This window comes from Bartonella sp. B10 (assembly GCF_053794435.1).
On sequence record NZ_CP200030.1, the window covers coordinates 604,318 to 625,250 of the forward strand.

The window sequence follows — 20,933 nt, forward strand, 5'->3', positions numbered from 1 at the left end:
AATTGATTATTATGTATATTGATATAACTGTCGCCACATTCTAAGATGAATGTAGAAAATAAACAATATTATTTTCTATTTCACTTTCATTAGCTTCCAAAGCTCTATTCGTGTAAAAATATAGAAAAGATAAAGACAATCTTTAATCTAAAAAGGGATTAGTAACAAGGATTGTATCGTTACGCTCAGGGCTGGTGGATAATAAAGCTACTCTTGCATTAGTTAATTCTTCAATATAGCGTATATATTTGATTGCCTGATCCGGTAACTCTTCCCATTTAGATGTGTGTGCTGTTGTTTTTCTCCAACCTTCCATTGTCTCATAAACTGGCTTCACACGGGCTTGATCTCTCATAGAAGAAGGTAAATAATCGATTCTTTTACCATCCAGTTCATAACCAACACAAATTTTAATTTCATCCAACTCATCTAAAACATCAAGCTTTGTTAGTGCTATACCCTTAACACCGCAAATGACTACCATTTGGCGGACTAAAACAGCATCAAACCAACCACATCGGCGCTTTCGACCAGTTACAACGCCAAATTCATTCCCACGCGTTCCTAAAAATTCACCAATCTCATTAATCTGCTCTGTTGGGAAAGGCCCTTCTCCAACACGTGTTGTATAAGCCTTTGCAATACCCAAAACATAATGAATTGAGCCAAGCCCCATACCTGAACCAGTGAAAGCTTGCCCAGAAACTGTATTAGACGACGTTACATAAGGATAAGTTCCAAAATCATTATCAAGCAACGCACCTTGCGCACCTTCAAAAAGAATGCGCTTCTTCATCAGATAACTTTTATTTAAAAGACGCCATGTACAATCCATAAAAGGTAGAATCTCATCTGCTACTTGCATTAATTCATCATAAAGCGCTTTAGAGTCAATCTCTGCAACACCCATTCCACGACGTAAAGCATTATGATGTCCCAAAAAACGTCCAATTTTTTCCATAAGTGTATCAGATTCTGCTAAGTCCATAACTCTGATGGAGCGACGACCCACCTTGTCTTCGTAAGCAGGACCAATGCCACGCTTTGTCGTACCAATTTTTAAGCCTGAAAAACCACTTTCCCGTATTACATCAAGATCACGATGCACAGACAGAATCAAAGGAGCATTCTCAGCGATACGTAAAATTTCTGGTGTAATCTTCACACCCTGTTCACGCAGTTTTCTTAATTCCGAAACAAAATGATGAGGATCGACTAAAACACCATTACCGATAATTGACAACTTCCCACGAACTACACCAGATGGTAAAAGAGACAATTTATAACTAATTCCATCAATAACCAATGTGTGACCTGCGTTGTGCCCGCCCTGATATCTCACAACTATGTCCGCCTGCTCTGATAACCAATCTACAATTTTACCTTTGCCTTCATCACCCCATTGTGTGCCGACAACTACTACATTGGCCATAATTTTCTCCGCCATATTTGGTCAAATAAAACCAACATTCAAAAATAAGTGCTTCCTTATAACGAAACCTTATAGCAAGTGCGACTCCTCATTTAAACTTTTTTCCAATCCTAATGTTATTAAATTTACATCTTCATAATAACTAAAGATAAATAACCAAAACATAAAATGTGTTTGCATTCTAGATTAGAGACTTTTGATACAGATAAGATCGTGGTTATTGTTTTTGCCAAAATTAAATAAACAATGAAATGATATCATCATTTTCCATATTACAAAAATCTGCGTTATAAAAATTATCTAGAGCTGAGCTTTTTCAACCTGAAATGCCCACTCGAGCCATCCCGTTAACAATTCAAGATCAGAAGCCTCAATTGTTACACCAGTCCAAATTCGAAATCCCAGAGGAGCATCTCGATAAGAACCAATATCATAAGCAATACCTATATCATCAAGGCGATTCACTATCGCTTTTACAAATGATACCTGCATTTCTCTATCCAAAGCAGCGATAACCGGATCCACAATTATTAAACAAACAGAAGTATTAGAACGTATTTCAGGATCTTTTGCCAAATATTCCAACCAGGGTGTTCTGCGGACAAAAGAATCAATTACAGAAAAGTTTTTATCAACTCGCGCCCTTAATGCCTGCAAACCACCTAGTGATTTCGCCCACTTCAATGCATCAAGATAATCTTCAACACAAAGAAGAGAAGGTGTATTAATTACCTCTCCCTTAAAAATATTTTCGTTCAATTTTCCATTTTTTGTCATACGGAAAATTTGAGGTATAGGCCAAACAGGAACATAATTCTCAAGCCGCTCAACAGCATGAGGACTTAAAATCAATATACCATGTGCTGCCTCACCTCCTAAGACCTTTTGCCATGAAAAAGTAACAACATCTAATTTTGAAAAATTCAAATTTTGTGCAAAAGCGGCTGATGTTGCATCACAAATTGTCAAACCTGCTCGCTTATTTGGAATAAAATCTGCATTAGGAATACGCACACCTGAAGTCGTTCCATTCCATGTAAAAACAACATCACGATCAAAATCAATTTGTGTTAAGTCTGGCAATTCACCATAAGGAGCTTCAAATAGACGTACATCAGAAAGCCTTAATTGCTCAACAACATCAGCAATCCAACCTGATCCAAATTTTTCCCAAGCTACCATATCAACACCACGTTCACCTAATAACGACCACAGAGACATCTCAACAGCGCCAGTATCTGAAGCAGGAACAATACCTATACGATAATCAGAAGGTACTTCAAGGACTTCTCGAGTTAGATTAATGGTTTCGGCCAGTCTCGATTGGGCTATTTTAGATCTATGTGAACGACCACATAATGCATTTTTTAGAACTTCAACAGTCCATCCTGGTCTCTTGCTGCAAGGACCTGAAGAAAAATTCGGATTATTTGGACGACAACTTGGTTCTTTTAACATTATCATTACCGTTACTCTCCCCTTTATAGATGACTTGATAAATGATTTGCATTTCCTTCAAGAAGGATACATTATTGTAGATAATTATAAAAACCGTCTTTCATACAAATATCATGGATATTTTCTGTTGCTCTGGTAAGATAAAAATCCGTGAATCCCCTGTAAAAATATTCTAATGCGTCAAATTTCTTGATTAATTTTTTAAAATGAATTGCACATACTATCACAACGCTAGAGAACAGCATAAAAATCATAATAGCATTAACGCATAGCGCTATGTGCTATCAAGTTGATTTTATAGAAAAAGCGATTATCGTACATAAAATGCAAAGATAAACTTATAAAAAATCGATTATTTTTTTATTGAAGGCTAGACAGAGAAAATTTTAATGTTATAACCGCACACGCTTCACGTGTTATGTGAAAGATGCCCAGATAGCTCAGTTGGTAGAGCAGCGGACTGAAAATCCGCGTGTCCGTGGTTCGAATCCGCGTCTGGGCACCACCTATTTACCCATTGTATTAATGTGTATGTGTTTTGTATTTGCCTTTTTATTTTTAGACCGTTTTGAATTTGTAATTTATAATTTACATAGTTTTATCTAATTTGATGTACATTATTTTAAGCATATACTGGTAAGCTTTTTCTTCCATATAATTGCTTTACCTAACTGATAAAGATTTGAAGTTTTGTGAACTGCACTCTTCATAAAAGTAGAGAGTTTAAAAATCTTTTATTGATTTCATATACCTTTTTAAAGATTAAAAAATATAATTTTTCATACCACTTCTATAACATATTATAAATGAGATTTTTTTTAAACTGTCTTAATATTTCAAATTTTCTTCATTACCAAGGAGCAAAGCATCAAAAATCGCGGCTTTATCACAATCATTAAAACTTAACACAAAATAATCTCAGATATCTTTGAGGATGCATATAACATTGACAAAACCATCTGTATTGTAATTACATGTAAAACGGTAACTCTTCTGGAGATAATACAGTAAATTCAAATAAAATCTTTGAATCAAACAAATTTAGTTACATATACTAAAAAATTATACAAAAAAGACCAGATTGTATATACACACCATATATTGATGCATATACAATCTGAAATTTTATACAAATAGTAGGATAGTAAAATCTTAAAGTTATTCTTAAAAATTTAAATACACCTTAAGACACACTTAACATTCTTACTGCATTAAACATAAGATAAAAACAATATACGCCACTTTACCAATTAAATATGGATAATACAGAAGCATATAAATACTGTCCTAATTTAGCGTACACAAGTCTTGCCTTCAAAAACATAAATTTTACATTTCTCCAAAATACACCATGATCACTCGGATGAGTGGATATAACAACTTTACTTAATAAAGAATTAACCTGTTTATAAAAAAATGAATCTGGCGTAGAAACAGAAGGAGACATTAACATAGATGTTTCTTCGTGGATGATAACACGATCAGATGCTTTCACACCAGAACAAAAACCTAAAATGATAGCACATACAACAAAAAAATATCTTATACTCATAGCCTTACTTCTATAATTTATCTTCTCAATAACAATACATAATGTATGTATACATAAAACCATTATGTATGTCTATAGAATAAATAACATATTTATAAGAAATATTCTTATTATATTAGAATATTACTATGAATATAAAAAATATTATAGACCAATTATTCACCATCATTCAAAATCTAAAGAAAATGTCACGCAAGCCTATCATTTTCTGATGTTAAAGAATAATACTGATTGAATTATAAAAGAACAACACTCTGTACAACTTTAATTTAACATATCGCCTAAATTTTCATCCTTGAAATTATTTTCAATGAAGCATAACAAAATTACCCACACAGCTTATCAATAATATTTTGTTTATTAATATCTATATAGCTCAATAAAACAATTACACAGACGTCATTATACTCCTTTCTTGTGTAATCATTCAGATAACGCAAATATTGTCACCTGACATATTCCTTCTTATTAAAAGACCAATAAATTAAGGTGAAGAACTTCATTATGCTATCATTGTTATCTTTAAATGTATCGTAATTATAAAACCTCATTCAAATTTAAAATTACCCTTTTCTTGATACAATAAGAGGAATAGATTTTTTAATTGCAAGCGCAATAGAGGACGCAATAAACACTTTCAAACAATCACCAATTATAAAACCTAATGAACTCATAAAAGCTGTTAACAAAGAAACTTTAGAGATGTAAGCCATCCACGGAACTCCGAAAAGGTATACCACCCCTATACCACCTACGGCATTTATTATAAGCAATGTAATAAAATTTAATTTCCGCCAAAATAACTCAACCATAAATCCGATAAAAAACGCAGCAAATGGATAACCAATCATATATCCACCACCAACACCTAAAAAAACACCAATACCTCCACGTCCACCGGACAATAGAGGAAATCCAATAGCAACAAGCACAAGAAAAAGAATTGAGGCTAAAGCTCCTCTTTTTGCCCCGAGTATAGATCCTGCTAACATTGGCCCCATAGACTGAGCTGTGATGGGAATCCCAAGAAAAATAGGAAGATAAATAGGAGGAAAAAGGCCTAAAACTGCGTAAATAGCTGCAAACAAAGCAATGTAAGTTAGATCTTTTGTGTTCATTCAACTACCCCTTCACTGTGAATGTTTTTATTACCATTAAACTTTAGTATCCGTATCACTATCATAAGATCGTGCATCTAAAGCTTCAGCTACCTCTGAAGCCATATTTATGGTGCGTATAATAAGAGGCATCGCAAGAGCAAAAATATTGGTCTCAAATCCACGTGCCCGCTGTGCTTCTCGCACTTCATTAAACTTATCACTAATGACAGGTATAAACCTTATCGCCATAGATAAAGTTGTACTTAACCTCGACGGATTTAAACCAAAACACCTAAAAGGCTTAAATCCCGCTTCAATTGTACTTACCATATCTGAAACTTTTGTCGTTAGAGAAACAAGTGAGGCTAACAAAATAAGAATGATAAAGCGTAATACAACCTCAACCCCTGCAAACCAACTGTTAAAAATAACCTGAAAGGTCAATATAACTATTAAAAATAAAATCATCGACTTAAACTGCTTTAACACATTACTGAAAGGAATACTAGCAACTCCATACAATAAAGCCACAAAAAATAAAAATATTGAAAGAATAATTATCGATGAAACTACAAATACAACGGTTGCACATACAATAAACAGCAACAACTTAATTTCTGGCCTAAGCCTATGGACAAAAGTATCTCTTGGAAGATATAAACTTATCATAACATTTTTCTTACATATTCTTTTATTGCAACAAAAGGTACATCATCAACAGCTATCTCTCCTTTATCAAAGACAAGCACCCTATCAAAATTTCTAAGAAATTCCAAATCATGTGATACAACAATCACTGTTTGTGGTAATTCCTCTATAACCTGCGTAACACGATGCTTGTTTCGCAAATCAAGTAATGTTGTCGGCTCATCAAAAATAATATAATCTGGTTTCATTGCCACAACACCCGAAATAGCAACTAATTGTTTTTGTCCGCCACTTAACAAGTGAACTGCATAATTCCTAAAAGCTTGGAGATCGTAGAGCTGTAAAATTTCATCTACACGCTCCTTAATTTCATCTTTACTAAGTTTTAAATTTTTGAGACCAAAAGATAAATCTTCTTCTACTAATGGTAAAACAATTTGATTATCGGGATTTTGAAAAACAAATCCTACTTTGCGCTTTACTGCTTTTGCATCATTCTTTGTATCAAGCCCATCAACGCTTACAAAACCATTTGATGGTAATTGTAGCCCATTGATAAGACGAACAAATGTACTTTTCCCTGAACCATTTGCACCAATAATCGCAATTCGTCTTTCAGTCAGCTTTACAGTGATATTCCTTAAAACGCACAAATCATCAAAGACTTGCGTCACCTTATCAAATTTTATAAGCCCCAAGATTTATTCCAATCAATACTTTAATTATCTCTTCCAGCATTATCCCTTAAGTCTATAACCTAAAAGCAAAAGCAAATACCATAGAGGCATAATAATAACTACCAAACTCATATCAGGCATCTGTACAGGGATGTATGACTCAATAAATGTTGTCTTTATTCCTATAATATCAAAGAGTTGAGTCATTAATCCATTTTGTCCAAAACCACTTATAAACATAACAAAAAATAGCAAAGCAAGAAAACCAAGGCAAAGATAGTTAGCATAAGGATATAAACCAAATTCATATGTAAACGCTTCTTTTCTACCCTTATAGGCTTTTCGAAACTTTAAATGAACAATCACAATAATATTCCAAGTAATAACCGCCGCTGCAGTTGCAAGAGCCATGACTCGCATGAAACTATTATCCGGAATAAAAACATTAACAACGATAATCATCGCAGTACAAACAGATGAAAAAAGGATAGCAACATAAGGAACACGAGCAGTACTAAGTCTACTAAAAATACGTGGTGCATTTTTTTGTATAGCTAAACTGTAAAGCATACGACCATTGGCATAAATACCACTATTGTAGACTGAAATAGCAGCCATAATAACCACAAAATTCAAAATATGACCAGCCGCCGGAACTCCTATGGTCTCAAAAATTGTAACAAAAGGACTGCTATTTTTCTCAATCATATTCCACGGACTCATCATCATAATAATGCTAATAGAACCAATATAAAAAACTATGATCCTCCACATAACCTTATTAATAGCAGATGGGATTGTTTTTTCTGGATTTAGTACCTCGCCAGCAGTAATACCAATAAGTTCTGTTCCGCCAAAAGAGAACATGACCATGCAAGTAGCAAAAACAACACCCATTGCACCATAAGGAAAAAAACCACCATGATCCCAAAGATTGTAAATACTCACTTGATTTCCATACCTCCCTGTAACGATGATAAAAAAACCAAAGATAATCATACCAACAACAGCAGCTACCTTAATTAAAGAAAAACAAAATTCAAATTCTCCATAAAAACGAACATTAAGCAAGTTGATTAATGTAACCAACAAAAAAATAACAAAAGATGACTTCCAATGGTCGACGAAAACCCAATGATCAAGATAAAATCCGATAACTGTAAGTTCAGTCATACTGACTAGAATATAAAGAAACCAGTAATTCCATCCTGTTACAAAACCAGCTAAACTTCCCCAGTATTTATAAGCGAAAAAACTAAAAGTGCCGGAAACTGGTTCTTCTACTGACATCTCACCAAGCATTCGCATGATGAAATAAACGATAAGTCCTCCAAAAAGGTAAGCTATAATGGTGGAAGGACCAGCTAATTGTATAGATTCGGTTGATCCATAAAAAAGACCCGTTCCAATAACACCTCCCAAAGCGATCATTTGAACGTGGCGATTTTGAAGGTTACGCTTTAATGTATTGTGCTGTTCTTCAAACATTATCCCCTCTTTCTTTTTATTATTCTTGTTGCGTTTAATCAAAATTTTTACTGAAAAAACAATTATAATCTTTATACATCTTTTTCAAAATAAATTATAAAAACGAACGTAACTTTATTTTTTTGTCATAATGCAACTACTGGCTTCTTTATATGTTATGCAAATACTCCGTTAAATTGATAGAAAAAATATGCTCCGTCTTTTACTTAAATTAATGGCTTTTATTTTTATTACGCTAACAATTATAGCATTAGCCATCGACAGTACGCACTCTGTGAGAGCATCACATTGGACGATAACGCCTCTCAACAAAATATTAGTAACCCTCTTACAGACAGATATCTACAGTCTTAACCAGTTTATACATAAAACAATTCCGCCCATTTTATCTTCGACTTTTATAACTTTTACTTGTTTGCCAGTATGGTCCATACTTGGTGCCTTAGCAACAATACTTTGGATCTTGAGTTGCGAAAAACAAAAGCCTTTTCATAAAATTTCTTACGGACAAGAAAAATATGTTTGATATTTATAAGATACTTATAAGATCCATTATACCATACATACTGACATTCTTAGAGAACCTTGTCTTATTAAAATAACTACAAAAACATTTCGTTTATCAGAAAAATCAAGAGTACCTCATGATCGCTGCTAAAGAAATACACAACGAGATCATTTTTCTTAATTAAAAGTATGCAGCCTCCAATATTTAATATGATCATAAAGATATTTTATCGGTACTTTATAGTATCAAGCTTATCCATCTTAGCTTTCGTCAACCACTCTCATTGCTTTAATGATTGCCTTATCTGATATATTTATCGAACAAAATGTATACTTGCTTTTGGGTATTCTTTTGGCTATTACCATCAGACTGACTTCTATTTAATTAATGTAAAAGCTTATAGCCGCATTAGCTCAGTTGGTAGAGCACATCATTCGTAATGATGGGGTCGCTGGTTCGAAACCGGCATGCGGCACCATTTTGTTTTTTCAAAGTACTTTTAATAGGCTCTAAAGGAATCTTCAAAGAGCCTTAAAATCCTCTTAAATGAATATTGTTTTCTTTTCCTAAAAAGTATTATTTAGACAGCCTTCTCCCCACAAGCTATAATGATGATGCAAACGCTGCGTGGGACCCTCAAAACCCGTTCAGTAATTAACCTGTCGTTGTTGCCCTTGAGCGCAATCAAAGTAAAAAGCTTTAATGGTTGCCGTATTGGGTGCTATGTACCTTCGGAAAGCTCTCATAGCGCAACCAAATGTCTTATTTTGCGTACTCTCTTCCGTGTTTTGATAAACACCAATCCCACCTTACTGCATCAGTAAAACTGCCCGCGCCCACTCTGGCAATAAAGAGATGTGAATTTCGACAATAGAGCGAAAAGTTCCTTTAACATTACGTATTAATTCGCTTTTATGGATCCATGTAGTCGCTAAAATTTTACGCACCCCCCCCATCACATACTCTTCAGCAACTCTGGCAGGGCTCATGCAGCTAATTCTGCAATGCTAAACCATTCTTTCATAGCTGCCCCCACCTAATCTGCACAGGTGTAGCACGCATGGCTTTTAACTGCGTAGCAATCTACCGTTGCTCTTGCTGGAGCCTCGCAAGCTCTGCTAACCGTGCTTCACCCCCTTGCAACAACAATAAACCATCTTCACTCACAACAAACCTCATCCCACAGCCAAAACGCTCCCGTAGCCCGCATAAAGGCTTTAAAACGCAGCAAAAAAATATCCACCTGCTTACTTTCAGCTACATAAGCATCCAAACTCGCCTTACTTAAATAGCCAATTCCCAAATACTGCGCCATGCATTCAGCAATCACACTCCGTTCAAATGAGCATTCACGCAAAGCTTTAGCCATGAAACGTTTCATATGTGAGCGAAATCACTCTAAATCAATCTGAGCAACCGGCTCCCAACAAGGGAAAATAGGCTTTTGGAAAAAATCAAGCTATTGCGGTTTGGGCACTTTCATGCGTGCACCTCTACCGACTGCCCATCAAGATAATCACAAAAACATGCACGTGTCTTGACATCCGCTCTTTGCAAAACACCCAACAATTGAACAAAAATCCGTTCCTGTTCATTGATGTGAGGTGGCGTATAATGCCATTGACCAAATCAACAACCCGCCGTAAATTCCCCTCAACCTGTAGCAAAGCAATCATCACCCGCCGCTGTGCAATCAGCTCTATCTTCGCTAGCTGCAACAATTGTGCTTGATTATCTGCCAATTCCGTATCACGCAGAGCTGTACGCAATTCTGGCTGTAAATGCTAAGCAATTTTCATTAAATAATGCACTGCACGTTTGGATAGACCAATGCGATCCGCTACATGTTTAGCAAAAGGGTAAACGTTACCCAGTTACTCACCATCATACAATTGTGCAAACATTGCACTATTTCTCATCAGCAAATCCAAATGCAATATTTGCACTATCACCGATCAAAGGGGCAGCTTGCTCCAATTGCTCTTTTTTGGCTTTATATTGATTACTACCATCCCCTCCCCGCTGCATTTTCCATGCTTTTTCTTCCATAAATCGCGATAAGTTTGCACAAAAAGCGCACGATTTATCACCGATAATTCATTGCGAAAAAGACTTTCTGCTACCTCTAAAAGTGCGGTATTCTCTTTATAAGACTGCATCACAATGGCGTTAATTTGATCGTAATCCAAAATCTCAGCAGCGCGTAAACGATGCGCACCAGCAATAAGGGTATAATTGCCCCCTTTAGCATTGGAGGGTGTGACATACAGTAATCGAATTCACCAACCCCTCTCGCGCCATAGATTGCGCAATAGCCTTGGCATGCTCATCATCTACAGGGCGAATGCGCTCAGGCACAACAATAAGATCAAGATTAAGTGTTTGAAACTGTGCCATCACGCTGCCGCCTTTCTGATCTCTTGTAAAAACAAATCCTGCACACGCTTTGCCCATTTGTGATAAGCTTTGGCAAAAACAGGCTCTGCTAAACGGCGATTAATCACTTGGAGAGATAAAGAAAAGAAGTCTGTTGCCGCTCTCGCATAGCGACAATACGTCATCGTAGCACCCCAAACTGATAATGAAAAAAATGAATGGCAATCTGCCACGCTAACATCGCATCAAATAAATGATGCGGCGGGTCGATAATATATCGTACAGGTAAATGGCAAAAACTGCTTTGTACAACCTTATAACAACAAGCAAGCATCGTTTCTAATCGCTCAACTTCTGAGTAAGGTTGGCAATAGCACGTTCAGCTTTTTCATTAGGCCATATCCAAGTGTTTTTAACGCTGGATAACGGTATTTTATAGGCTTTCGTAAGCAAGAAATATCCAAACATAGAATGATCTAAGATGAAGAGTTTTAAAAATTTAACAGTTCATGATTATTTAGGTGATGACATTAGAAGTACTTTATTTTTCTCTTTTGCAAAGATATTCGATGGAATAAGCCTGCTTTAACTTTGCTATGTAATCCTATGCAAAATCAAACTGACCTGTGTCATCCAGATAAGATTAGACCTTTTAGTGTACGAAAAAATAAACACACCAGTCAATTAAAATAAACGCATTATTTGAGAAATTATAATTTAAGTTTCATAAAGGATATTGACTTATTTAATCATGCTAAAGAAACTATTTAAGAATATAGATTTAGAATTAATATTGCTAAATTTTATACAAACCTTCCCGATCCAATTGAAACTCACTTTTGATACAAAAGTGTATAGAAAAAGCATTAAGGAAGTAATAAAAATTGAATCAACATGTCAAATGGACAAAACAAACAACAATAATATTGGCCATTATTCAACAAAATATCCTCCAGATACCTTTGTAACAAAGATTATGACAAACGTACATATTTCTCATAAACATATTAAAAATGGCACACAAATACTTTTTATGAGTAATACTCTCTTTTCCGAAAAGAAGGCATAGGAGCAATTCTTTATCCAAAAAAAGCATTTGGACGTGCTAAATTCTCGTGAGTGATTTCTTTAATTGCGCGTACACCAGTTAATGTCATAGCTACCCGCATTTCATTAGCAAAAAGATCAAGGAGGTGTGCAACACCTTTCTCACCCGCGGCTGCAAGCGCATAAACAAAAGCACGGCCAATCATAACAGCATCAGCACCTTGTGCTATCATGCGTATAACATCAAGGCCAGAACGAACACCAGAATCAACTAAAATAGTTAAATCACCCTTTACAGCCTCTGCAATCACTGGCAATGCTCGCGCAGTGGACAATACACCATCAAGCTGACGCCCACCATGATTGGAAACAACAATACCATCAGCACCAAATTGTACCGCTTCTCGCGCATCTTGTGGATCAAGAATACCTTTCAAAATCATTTTTCCTTTCCAAAAATCCCGAATCCATTGTAGATCAGACCAACCAATTGATGGATCAAAATTTGCACCAAGCCAACCGATATAGTCTTCCAATACGATCTTTTTTTGGAGGTAGGTAGAAACATTTCCAAGATCATGTGGACGCCCCATGACACCAACATTCCAAGCCCAATGTGGATGAAAAATAGCCTGTAAAATACGACGTAATCCAGCATACGGTCCAGACATACCTGAGTGGGCATCACGATAACGTGCACCGGGAACAGGCATATCAACTGTAAAAACCAATGTACGTACACCAGCTAACCAAGACCGCTCTAGAACATCACGCATAAATCCACGATCTTTGAGAACATAAAGTTGAAACCAAAATGCGCTTCCAACCTCTGCTTGTATTTCTGCAATAGGGCAAACTGAAACAGAAGATAGTGTAAAAGGAATGCCTTTTGCTACCGCCGCACGTGCAGCTTTTACCTCACCACGACGCGCATACATGCCAGTTAGCCCAACGGGTGCAAGAATAATCGGTAGATTGAGTGTTTGATCAAAAAGCTTAATTGAAAGATCAACCTCACCAACCTTTTGCAAAATTCTTTGACGAAGTGCAAGTCCCTGAAGATCCGTACAATTACGTCGCATAGTTTCCTCAGCATAAGCCCCGCCATCAATATAGTGAAAAAGAAAAGGGGGAAGCCGACGCTTTGCTGCTCTGCGGTAATCAAATGTTGAGGAAATAATCATGACGGTACCATTGTTCCTGAATGAAAAACGAAAATATCATAAAACCAATAAGCCCTAATCTACACGCCTCTTATTGGATGCTCCAAGAGAAGCCTCCATTCAGTAGATTCAAGTAAAAGAGATTGCAACTAAAAAATTAACCCGTGAAAACAATGTCTTTATTTCTCTTTTTCAGATTAAAAACCTTGTAGCACTTGGCCTCACATTATTAATGCACAAATGCATACGTTGTTCATATGTATTCAAGAGAATTGAGGCATTACAGCCTTTGTGATTAAGCTCTATCTAGGATAAGATTACTTGTTCACTTTTAATTTCAAAGTAATGCCCTCTGCAAAATATATTGTTAGTTATTGAATATAACCCTCATCAAAATAAAAAAGGCAGTTTTGATGAAAGCTAATTTATTGAAACATACATTTACGATTCATGTAGGGTAGTCTAAATAACTTTAAATATCAGAACATATTACATATAAAATTTCTACTTTAATTAAACAATTTTATAGTCATAATTGCAAATTAATTGTACCCAAATGGTGCTGCTTAGTAGAGTTGTCCAAGTAGTAATTGGAATAAATATTCTATATATTAATAATGACAAATTAAAAAGATGTTTGTTTTTTTAACTGTTACTGCACTGTAGTAAAAAAACTCTTTGTCTGCACTTAAATAACACCCTATGCAAGACAAAATCACGATCTTTTCATTGAAATTTTCAAAGTAGAGTGAGTGATAGCAACTAACCTAGCATATTCAGTTCAAGAAATAAATAAACCACTATAATATCATATCCGTAGGAGATTGAAGTATTCCCTTCGCCGGAAATATTTTTTGCAATATCAAGGCTAATGTTTTCAAATTTACTTAAAATGCTTAGACAACTTTAATCCCTGTGCTTGATAATGCGATCCCGCATCATGCCCATAAAGTACCGACGGTCGATTAAGCATATGCTCATACACTAAACGACCAATGATCTGACCATGCTCCAAGATAAATGGAACTTCATGGCTGCGAACTTCCAAAACTGCTCTCGATCCTTTTCCACCTGCCTCCATATGCCCGAATCCTGGATCAAAAAAACCTGCATAATGCACCCTAAACTCACCAACTAAGGGATCAAAGGGTATCATTTCAGCTGCATAAAGCGGAGGAACATGGATAGCCTCTTGCGAGGATAAAATATAAAACTCATCAGGATCAAGGACTAATTCCCTTTGACCACGATCCAAAATAGGTTCCCAAAAGTCTAAAACATGCGCAACGGCTCGTTGATCAATATCAATAACACTTGTGTGGTGCTTGCCACGATAACCCACAAGCCCATTCTCATCCCCCTTTAAATTAATAGAGAGCCCAATACCACCATCATTAATATGAGGCATATCACCCGATATAAGTTTTTCGTTTTTGTGTAAAATGTACAGTTCCCTTTCATTTAAATAACTTTTCCCTTTACGAAACCGAAGCTGAGATAAACGCGAGCCAGTACGCACCAAAACCGGAAATGTACGGGGACTAATTTCAAGATAAAGTGGGCCATGATAACCTGCACAAATTTTGTCAAACTCCTGAGCATTATCTGTAATCACACGTGTAAAAATATCCAATCGCCCTGTGGAACTTTTGGGATTGGCTACTGCAGATAAAATTTTTGGTAAAGCTAGACCTTCTAAAAGGGGAACAATATAAACGCAACCCGTTTCTAATACCGCTCCATCCTGTAAATCAAATTCATGCAACTTTAAACGTTCGAGTTTGTCCAAAACCTTTGTATTAAGTCCCGGCATAAAAGAAGCACGGACACGATAGGCTTTGTTCCCTAAACGGAGATCAAGACTTGCCGGTTGTATCTGTGATGCATCAAACGGAAACAGCGCCTTAAGAACACCATTATCAATTAAATCCTGTATATCACTATCTGCCAAAATACCGCTCATGCGCACCATATATCCTACTTTCCATCTTTAATGTGCTTCTTTTACCTAGACAATTGATTTATGAAAACTGTTTTCAACAGATAAAAATCACCCCCTATCAAACACACTAATCAATATGCTATCATAATCAACAGTAGGATACTACAAACAATGAAATTACGTTCGATAAAATATCTTTGAAAATCAATACAACCATTTTAAGGATAATACCCTTTTCACTCTCATTCTCCTTGAATGTTGAGTAAATAGTGTTATCATCATCTAAATTTTAATGCCTACAAAGATCCTGCCAGGATTTATTATGATAATACACCATCTCAGCGAAAATATTATTAATCAAATTGCTGCTGGAGAAGTTATTGAACGTCCAGCAAATGTTGTCAAAGAACTAGTTGAGAATGCTATTGATGCTGGGGCAACCCGAATCGAAATTGTTACAGCAAATGGCGGAAAAAATTTTATAAAAGTAAGTGATAATGGCTGCGGTATTCCTGCAGATCAATTAACGTTAGCAGTTTCTCGCCATTGTACCTCAAAAATTACCGATGATGTGCATAACATATGCTTCCTTGGTTTTCGAGGAGAAGCTCTACCTTCTATCGGTTCTGTTGCTAAACTTAAGCTAACTTCACGAACACAGAATGCTGACAGTGCCTCTGAAATTATTGTAACAGCAGGGAAAATTGTAGGACCAAAACCAGCGGCCTCCAATCCTGGAACTATCGTTGAAGTTCGCGATCTCTTTTTTATCACTCCAGCGCGGTTAAAGTTTATGAAAACTGATCGAGCTGAAATGAATGCTATCACCGACATGATTAAACGAATTGCTATTGCATTTCCACATATCCGCTTTTCTCTGTCGGGTTCAGATAGAAGTTCCATAGAACTGCCCGCTACAGGAAATAATACACAAGGACAATTACAGCGTATCACGCAAATTATGGGAAAAGAGTTCGCTCCCAATAGCATAGAGCTTAATGCTGAGCGTGAAACCATCCGTTTAACTGGGTTTACTTGCCTACCATCCTTCAACCGTAGTAATAGCCTTCATCAATTTGCTTATGTTAACGGCCGCCCAGTCCGTGATAAATTTCTCTGGGCAGCAATCCGAGGAGCCTATGCCGATGTCATGGCTCGAGATCGTTATCCTGTATCTATTATTTTTATTGATCTACCACCTGCTGATGTAGACGTTAACGTGCACCCAACCAAAGCCGATATACGATTCCGTGATCCAGGGTTAATTCGTAGCTTAATCATTCGAACAATTCATGAAGCATTGCATAAAACTGGTATCCGTCCCACTTTAAAAAACTCTGAAGCAATGCTGGCTGCATTTCAGACATCGCAGCTGTTGGAAACTTTTAAGAGCACTCACAAACCTTTTTCTAATAACCTACAGAACCATCATTTTGCAGCAACAGATACATCAATGGTTCACAAACCTCTAAACATTACGAGCCATCTTGATTTAAGAGAGAATAACAAACCTATTATGGAGCATTTAAACACACCAAGCAGTGATATTTGTACTACAGATATGGTACCATCGTCAGAGGAACTCCATTATCCACTGGGAGCTGCTAGAGCACAAATCCATAAAAACTATATTATCTCCCAAACCCAAGATAGTTTGATAATTGTTGATCAGCATGCTGCGCATGAAAGATTGATCTACGAAGCACTCAAAAATGCACTTTATTCCAAACCTATTTCATCACAGCTGTTGCTTATCCCTGAAATTGTAGAACTGGCTGAAGAAGATGCAGTATGCCTTTTAAATCACAAAGATACTTTACAAAAATTTGGCTTGAGAATAGAATCATTTGGGCCTGGTGCAATCGTTGTGCGCGAAATACCCGCTATGTTAGGCAACATCAACGTACAAGCCCTCATTAAGGATCTTGCAGATGAAGCAGCTGAATATGATACTACGAATAATTTAAAAGCAATGCTTGACTATATTGCAGCAACTATGGCTTGTCATGGCTCAATAAGGTCGGGGCGCATTTTGCATCACGAAGAAATGAACGCACTATTACGACAAATAGAAGAAACCCCAAACACCAGCACATGTAATCATGGACGTCCGACTTACATTGAACTTAAACTAGCTGACATAGAACGTCTTTTCGGCAGAAAATAATCTTTCACTAACTATTTGATAAAAAATATTTTTTTAAATTCATTATAAACTTTATGAAATATCTCGTGGCGTTTTGTTTGAATCATCTCTTATAAAAATAGAAAAGGAGTATAAAGAATGTTTTCCAATAATGAACGCGAAGCAAAAATTCATTATTCCAATAATGGATATAAAATTATAGAATATGGAACCTATACACTGTGTGCTGTTAGTGGACAAAAAATTCCCATAGATGATCTGAAATATTGGAATCATCACCGTCAAGAAGCATATGCCAGCTGTGAAATCTCCTATAATCGCGAACTTGAATGTAATGCATATCTAAGAAATTTGTTACAAGCACAGAAAAATAACTAACCAAAACCATCAAGACTAATGTTTGCCTTAAAATTAAAAATTGTAAATCAAGTAAAACGTTTTCGTTTTGCAAAACGAACCATAACTTCTTCAAGCAACATGCGACAAAAATCTGCTTGAGCAAAATCGACCTTAACGTCAAATACAACAAGATTTTTTAAGTCTGTTTGCACGCGACTGGCTTGTATGCGTGTATAGTCCTTAGCAGTTGTAGCTAACCATAGGTTTTGAGTTTTAGCTTTTTGCGCAAGATTTTTTAAATCAGAATCCGTAAAAAAATAATGATCTGGATAAGAATGAGCTTGCACAATATGACCAGATAGTTCTTTAATTGACGTAAAAAATTTATCTGGATTTCCAATACCAGCGAATGCTAAAAATAATTTTCCTGCAACCTCATCAGATACTAATGATTTTAAATGAGCACGATGCAAAGGCTTTCCAGTACAAGTGACAAGATAGGTAACTTTATCATAAACGTCTGAATGACCAATCAACAAAACACTATCCATAAACAAAAATTGTGTTTTTAACGGTGCACGCAAAGGCCCTGCTGGGAAAACAGCTTCATTACCAAAACCACGCATTGCATCTACGACAAGTAACGCATAATCCATATAAAGACGACGACTTTGAAACCCATCATCCATTAAGATGAGATTACATCCTTCTTCTTTAAGTCGTTTCGCAGCTGCATAACGATCATGTGATATGGCAACAACAGCATGTCGTGCAAGTAAAAGAGGCTCATCACCAACATCGCGTGCATTATCACATTTTTCATTTACGAGATGCACCCCTTTCACTTTTCCACCGTAACCACGTGATACAACACCAGGTACTAACCCCAACTCTTTAGCTACTTGAGCAAAAGCAATAACAACAGGTGTTTTACCCGCACCACCTAATGTAAAATTACCAACACATAAAACTGGAAGATCAATAACAGGTGGCTTTTTTGCCATACCACAATGTGCAAAATAACCATATAACCAAGAAACTGGCTCTAATAAAAAACGAAAAAAACTTTTATCTTTCCACCAAAAATGAGAAGCGCTATGCATATCAGCTCCTATGCTGAATTAAGCTTGTTTGTATCACAAGCGGTTGCAAAAATGGATCAAGAAACTTTAATGTGCGCTCTAGTGCACTTGCCATGCCTGTTGCTACTTCATAAGCCTTATCAACCATTTCTAGCCGTAATGCTTCATTTGTTAAAAGCCTATAAACCTGAATAGCAAGCTGTTTTGTATCTTGAACCATGCATGCAGCATTACACTGTAAAAATTGTTCAAACATTTCTTGAAAATTCGAGACGTGAGGCCCCGTTAAAATAGCTGAACCCAGCAAAGCGAATTCTAATGGATTGTATCCACCATATCCACACAACGATTTACCAACAAAAACAATTTTTGATAAGCGTAAGAAAAGTCCTATTTCTCCTACCGTATCTCCCCACAAAATATCTGTATTTATATCTGGAATAGAGTTATTGCTTCTACGAATAAAACGAAAACCCCTATCACCACAAATCTTTATAAAATCTTCTGAACAATCAGGATGACGAGGTACAATAATTGTCAATAAATCCGGTAAATAATTTTTAAGAATTTTATGAACTTCACAAGCAACCTGCTCTTCTCCTTCATGAGTTAAAACAGCTGCCCAAACTGGACGATTACCAATAGCATTACGATAACGTTCGAGTAATGCTTTATCTTCAACTAAAAAAACATCACTTTTTAGATTGCCAGAAAACGCAACAGACTTTACCCCAAGGGTATGATAATAAGCGACATCTCTTTCATTTTGACCAATAGCCATGTCGATATGCTTAAAAATATGTCTAGCAAAAACGTTACGTTTTTGCCAAGCCTTAAAAGAGTATTCAGACATATGAGCATTAATCAGAATCTGTGGAATGCACATTTTTGCAAGTTCTTTAATACGTAGAGGACAAATTTCTGATCCACAAGTCAGTGCTAAATCAGGCTTCCAATGATCAATAAAACGACACACTGCTGCATCTAAATCCAATGGAGCATATTGATGAATTAACTGATTCCCAAAATACTTTTTTACAAAAGAAGAAGATATCATAGTATCAGTTGTCAATAATATATTGATTTTCAATGATAAAATATAATTAATAAGTGAAACAAGAGCAAGCGTTTCACTCACACCAGCCGCATGCAACCAAATTAATGGACCTTGTGGGCGCATTTGCCGACTTTGACCTAAACGCTCTTTTTGGCGACCACGCTCTTCTTTTCCACGTACAGCACGAAATAATAAATAAAAAGGTATCACAGGACGTAAAAAAAAACCAATCATTCGATAAACTGAAAAAGCTGCGCGCACCTTTAATTCCATAATTTAAAATTACCTCATTCACATACTTTGAGACTTCTGTAAGCGTTTTTTATTAAATGATTCATCTATATCTATTTGTTGCATACACTTTCTTCTAGGAAACACCATTCCGTAGTCGAGAAGAACCAAATCTCAAAAAGGACAAAAAAATTGTAGTTCTATCTCATGCTGTTTTTTAAATTTTTTCCCAGTAAAAAACATTTATACAAAATACAATAGAGCAAGCAGATAATTTGGATAACACCTTTCCTAAATTTACGTGCTTTTCCATACAAGATATCCATAATCATAGCTATATTTTTACCAAATTTAAGAGTACTTCCGAGTGCGAATAGCACTCACAATTGTACGTCCTAAATTCTTCTCAAATTGTGTATTATTAACTTCTGTGTCAAAAAAAAAATAAAAAAACACAATAACAATTCCTTCACTCGAGAATAAAGAAACGATTTAGCAACATGTTCACCATGAAAAAAATTGACAATCAATGAATCACAAACACTATATACCTTTGTAGTATTATTTAGACTGTGTAACTGCGGATTTATTCAATATATCCCATGAATAAAATATAAATAATCTGCTACTACCAACACGATAGAAACCTATACAAAACAACATTCTTAATTAGTGAATAAAATTCCT

General features: G+C 35.9%; 16 protein-coding genes, 2 tRNA genes and 3 pseudogenes. 6 read left to right on the forward strand and 15 right to left on the reverse strand.

The genetic code is table 11. From position 1 onward, the window contains the following. Positions 1-142: 142 nt before the first annotated feature. Positions 143-1,432: an adenylosuccinate synthase gene (locus V3565_RS02455; RefSeq protein WP_455478731.1), complete on the reverse strand. Its 1,290-nt coding sequence runs from the start codon at positions 1,430-1,432 to the stop codon at positions 143-145. A gap of 300 nt (positions 1,433-1,732) precedes the next feature. Continuing rightward, entirely contained in the window at positions 1,733-2,896 is a 1,164-nt protein-coding gene (locus tag V3565_RS02460) for a phosphoserine transaminase (RefSeq protein WP_455478732.1), read from the reverse strand. A gap of 423 nt (positions 2,897-3,319) precedes the next feature. On the opposite strand from V3565_RS02460, the gene V3565_RS02465 reads away from it, so the two are divergent. Further along, a tRNA-Phe gene (locus tag V3565_RS02465) sits at positions 3,320-3,395 on the forward strand. Positions 3,396-4,133: 738 nt separating this feature from the next. Here V3565_RS02465 and V3565_RS02470 read toward each other — a convergent pair. From V3565_RS02470 to V3565_RS02490, 5 genes are all read right to left on the reverse strand, one after another. Beyond that, positions 4,134-4,442 carry a hypothetical protein gene (locus tag V3565_RS02470; protein ID WP_455478733.1) on the reverse strand — a complete coding sequence of 103 codons (309 nt, stop codon included), beginning with the start codon at positions 4,440-4,442 and terminating at the stop codon, positions 4,134-4,136. Between the two features lie 563 nt (positions 4,443-5,005). Then, positions 5,006-5,560, reverse strand: coding sequence for a biotin transporter BioY (locus tag V3565_RS02475; RefSeq protein WP_455478734.1), 555 nt, complete (start codon positions 5,558-5,560; stop codon positions 5,006-5,008). 36 nt (positions 5,561-5,596) lie between these two features. Beyond that, positions 5,597-6,211: an energy-coupling factor transporter transmembrane component T family protein gene (locus tag V3565_RS02480; protein ID WP_455478735.1), complete on the reverse strand. Its 615-nt coding sequence runs from the start codon at positions 6,209-6,211 to the stop codon at positions 5,597-5,599. Then, entirely contained in the window at positions 6,208-6,888 is a 681-nt protein-coding gene (locus V3565_RS02485) for an energy-coupling factor ABC transporter ATP-binding protein (protein ID WP_455478736.1), read from the reverse strand. Before V3565_RS02485 ends, V3565_RS02480 begins: the two co-directional genes overlap by 4 nt. 39 nt (positions 6,889-6,927) lie before the next feature. After that, positions 6,928-8,355, reverse strand: coding sequence for an amino acid permease (locus tag V3565_RS02490; protein WP_455478737.1), 1,428 nt, complete (start codon positions 8,353-8,355; stop codon positions 6,928-6,930). 190 nt (positions 8,356-8,545) lie between these two features. Here V3565_RS02490 and V3565_RS02495 point away from each other — a divergent pair, with 190 nt between their 5' ends. Together V3565_RS02495 and V3565_RS02500 are read left to right on the forward strand one after the other, a co-directional pair. Then, positions 8,546-8,881 carry a hypothetical protein gene (locus V3565_RS02495; protein WP_455478738.1) on the forward strand — a complete coding sequence of 112 codons (336 nt, stop codon included), beginning with the start codon at positions 8,546-8,548 and terminating at the stop codon, positions 8,879-8,881. 384 nt (positions 8,882-9,265) lie between these two features. Continuing rightward, a tRNA-Thr gene (locus V3565_RS02500) sits at positions 9,266-9,341 on the forward strand. Positions 9,342-9,672: 331 nt separating this feature from the next. Here V3565_RS02500 and V3565_RS02505 read toward each other — a convergent pair. The 4 genes and pseudogenes from V3565_RS02505 to V3565_RS02520 all read right to left on the reverse strand — a co-directional run bounded on the left by V3565_RS02505 (position 9,673) and on the right by V3565_RS02520 (position 11,573). Continuing rightward, positions 9,673-9,852, reverse strand: a complete 180-nt coding sequence (locus V3565_RS02505; protein WP_455478739.1) for a hypothetical protein — start codon at positions 9,850-9,852, stop codon at positions 9,673-9,675. A 97-nt stretch (positions 9,853-9,949) separates the two neighbouring features. Then, a pseudogene (locus V3565_RS02510) lies at positions 9,950-10,301 on the reverse strand (hypothetical protein); the annotation flags it as partial. Positions 10,302-10,342: 41 nt separating this feature from the next. Then, positions 10,343-11,260 (reverse strand): annotated as a pseudogene (locus V3565_RS02515) (ParB N-terminal domain-containing protein). Beyond that, a pseudogene (locus V3565_RS02520) lies at positions 11,260-11,573 on the reverse strand (hypothetical protein). The pseudogenes V3565_RS02515 and V3565_RS02520 overlap by 1 nt, the downstream one beginning before the upstream one ends. Before the next feature lie 417 nt (positions 11,574-11,990). Between V3565_RS02520 and V3565_RS02525 the strand changes: the two are divergent. Then, on the forward strand, positions 11,991-12,308 hold the full coding sequence (locus tag V3565_RS02525; RefSeq protein ID WP_455478740.1) for an Eco47II family restriction endonuclease: 318 nt from the start codon (positions 11,991-11,993) through the stop codon (positions 12,306-12,308). A gap of 10 nt (positions 12,309-12,318) precedes the next feature. Here the strand turns inward: V3565_RS02525 and lldD are convergent, their stop codons facing one another. Continuing rightward, positions 12,319-13,470: an FMN-dependent L-lactate dehydrogenase LldD gene (gene lldD, locus V3565_RS02530; protein WP_455478741.1), complete on the reverse strand. Its 1,152-nt coding sequence runs from the start codon at positions 13,468-13,470 to the stop codon at positions 12,319-12,321. A gap of 862 nt (positions 13,471-14,332) precedes the next feature. After that, on the reverse strand, positions 14,333-15,421 hold the full coding sequence (locus tag V3565_RS02535) for a 2'-deoxycytidine 5'-triphosphate deaminase (protein WP_455478742.1): 1,089 nt from the start codon (positions 15,419-15,421) through the stop codon (positions 14,333-14,335). Between the two features lie 292 nt (positions 15,422-15,713). Between V3565_RS02535 and mutL the strand changes: the two genes are divergently transcribed. Continuing rightward, a complete protein-coding gene (gene mutL / locus V3565_RS02540) occupies positions 15,714-17,558 on the forward strand; it encodes a DNA mismatch repair endonuclease MutL (protein ID WP_455478743.1) in 1,845 nt (614 codons plus the stop codon). A gap of 117 nt (positions 17,559-17,675) precedes the next feature. Further along, positions 17,676-17,915 (forward strand): DUF2093 domain-containing protein, encoded by a 240-nt coding sequence (locus tag V3565_RS02545; protein WP_455478744.1) that lies wholly within the window; start codon positions 17,676-17,678, stop codon positions 17,913-17,915. 47 nt (positions 17,916-17,962) lie between these two features. Here the strand turns inward: V3565_RS02545 and lpxK are convergent, their stop codons facing one another. Continuing rightward, complete coding sequence (gene lpxK / locus V3565_RS02550) at positions 17,963-18,979, reverse strand: tetraacyldisaccharide 4'-kinase (RefSeq protein ID WP_455478745.1); 1,017 nt, start codon at positions 18,977-18,979, stop codon at positions 17,963-17,965. A 1-nt stretch (position 18,980) separates the two neighbouring features. Continuing rightward, a complete protein-coding gene (gene waaA / locus V3565_RS02555) occupies positions 18,981-20,291 on the reverse strand; it encodes a lipid IV(A) 3-deoxy-D-manno-octulosonic acid transferase (RefSeq protein ID WP_455478907.1) in 1,311 nt (436 codons plus the stop codon). Positions 20,292-20,933 lie beyond the last annotated feature (642 nt).

Bases quoted from the DNA above. Each gene is read 5' to 3' on its own strand.
- V3565_RS02455 (WP_455478731.1), bottom strand. From the start codon at position 1,432: ATGGCCAATGTAGTAGTTGTCGGCACACAATGGGGTGATGAAGGCAAA.
- V3565_RS02460 (WP_455478732.1), bottom strand. From the start codon at position 2,896: ATGATAATGTTAAAAGAACCAAGTTGTCGTCCAAATAATCCGAATTTT.
- V3565_RS02470 (WP_455478733.1), bottom strand. From the start codon at position 4,442: ATGAGTATAAGATATTTTTTTGTTGTATGTGCTATCATTTTAGGTTTT.
- V3565_RS02475 (WP_455478734.1), bottom strand. From the start codon at position 5,560: ATGAACACAAAAGATCTAACTTACATTGCTTTGTTTGCAGCTATTTAC.
- V3565_RS02480 (WP_455478735.1), bottom strand. From the start codon at position 6,211: ATGATAAGTTTATATCTTCCAAGAGATACTTTTGTCCATAGGCTTAGG.
- V3565_RS02490 (WP_455478737.1), bottom strand. From the start codon at position 8,355: ATGTTTGAAGAACAGCACAATACATTAAAGCGTAACCTTCAAAATCGC.
- V3565_RS02495 (WP_455478738.1), top strand. From the start codon at position 8,546: ATGCTCCGTCTTTTACTTAAATTAATGGCTTTTATTTTTATTACGCTA.
- V3565_RS02505 (WP_455478739.1), bottom strand. From the start codon at position 9,852: ATGAGCCCTGCCAGAGTTGCTGAAGAGTATGTGATGGGGGGGGTGCGT.
- V3565_RS02525 (WP_455478740.1), top strand. From the start codon at position 11,991: ATGCTAAAGAAACTATTTAAGAATATAGATTTAGAATTAATATTGCTA.
- lldD (WP_455478741.1), bottom strand. From the start codon at position 13,470: ATGATTATTTCCTCAACATTTGATTACCGCAGAGCAGCAAAGCGTCGG.
- V3565_RS02535 (WP_455478742.1), bottom strand. From the start codon at position 15,421: ATGGTGCGCATGAGCGGTATTTTGGCAGATAGTGATATACAGGATTTA.
- mutL (WP_455478743.1), top strand. From the start codon at position 15,714: ATGATAATACACCATCTCAGCGAAAATATTATTAATCAAATTGCTGCT.
- V3565_RS02545 (WP_455478744.1), top strand. From the start codon at position 17,676: ATGTTTTCCAATAATGAACGCGAAGCAAAAATTCATTATTCCAATAAT.
- lpxK (WP_455478745.1), bottom strand. From the start codon at position 18,979: ATGCATAGCGCTTCTCATTTTTGGTGGAAAGATAAAAGTTTTTTTCGT.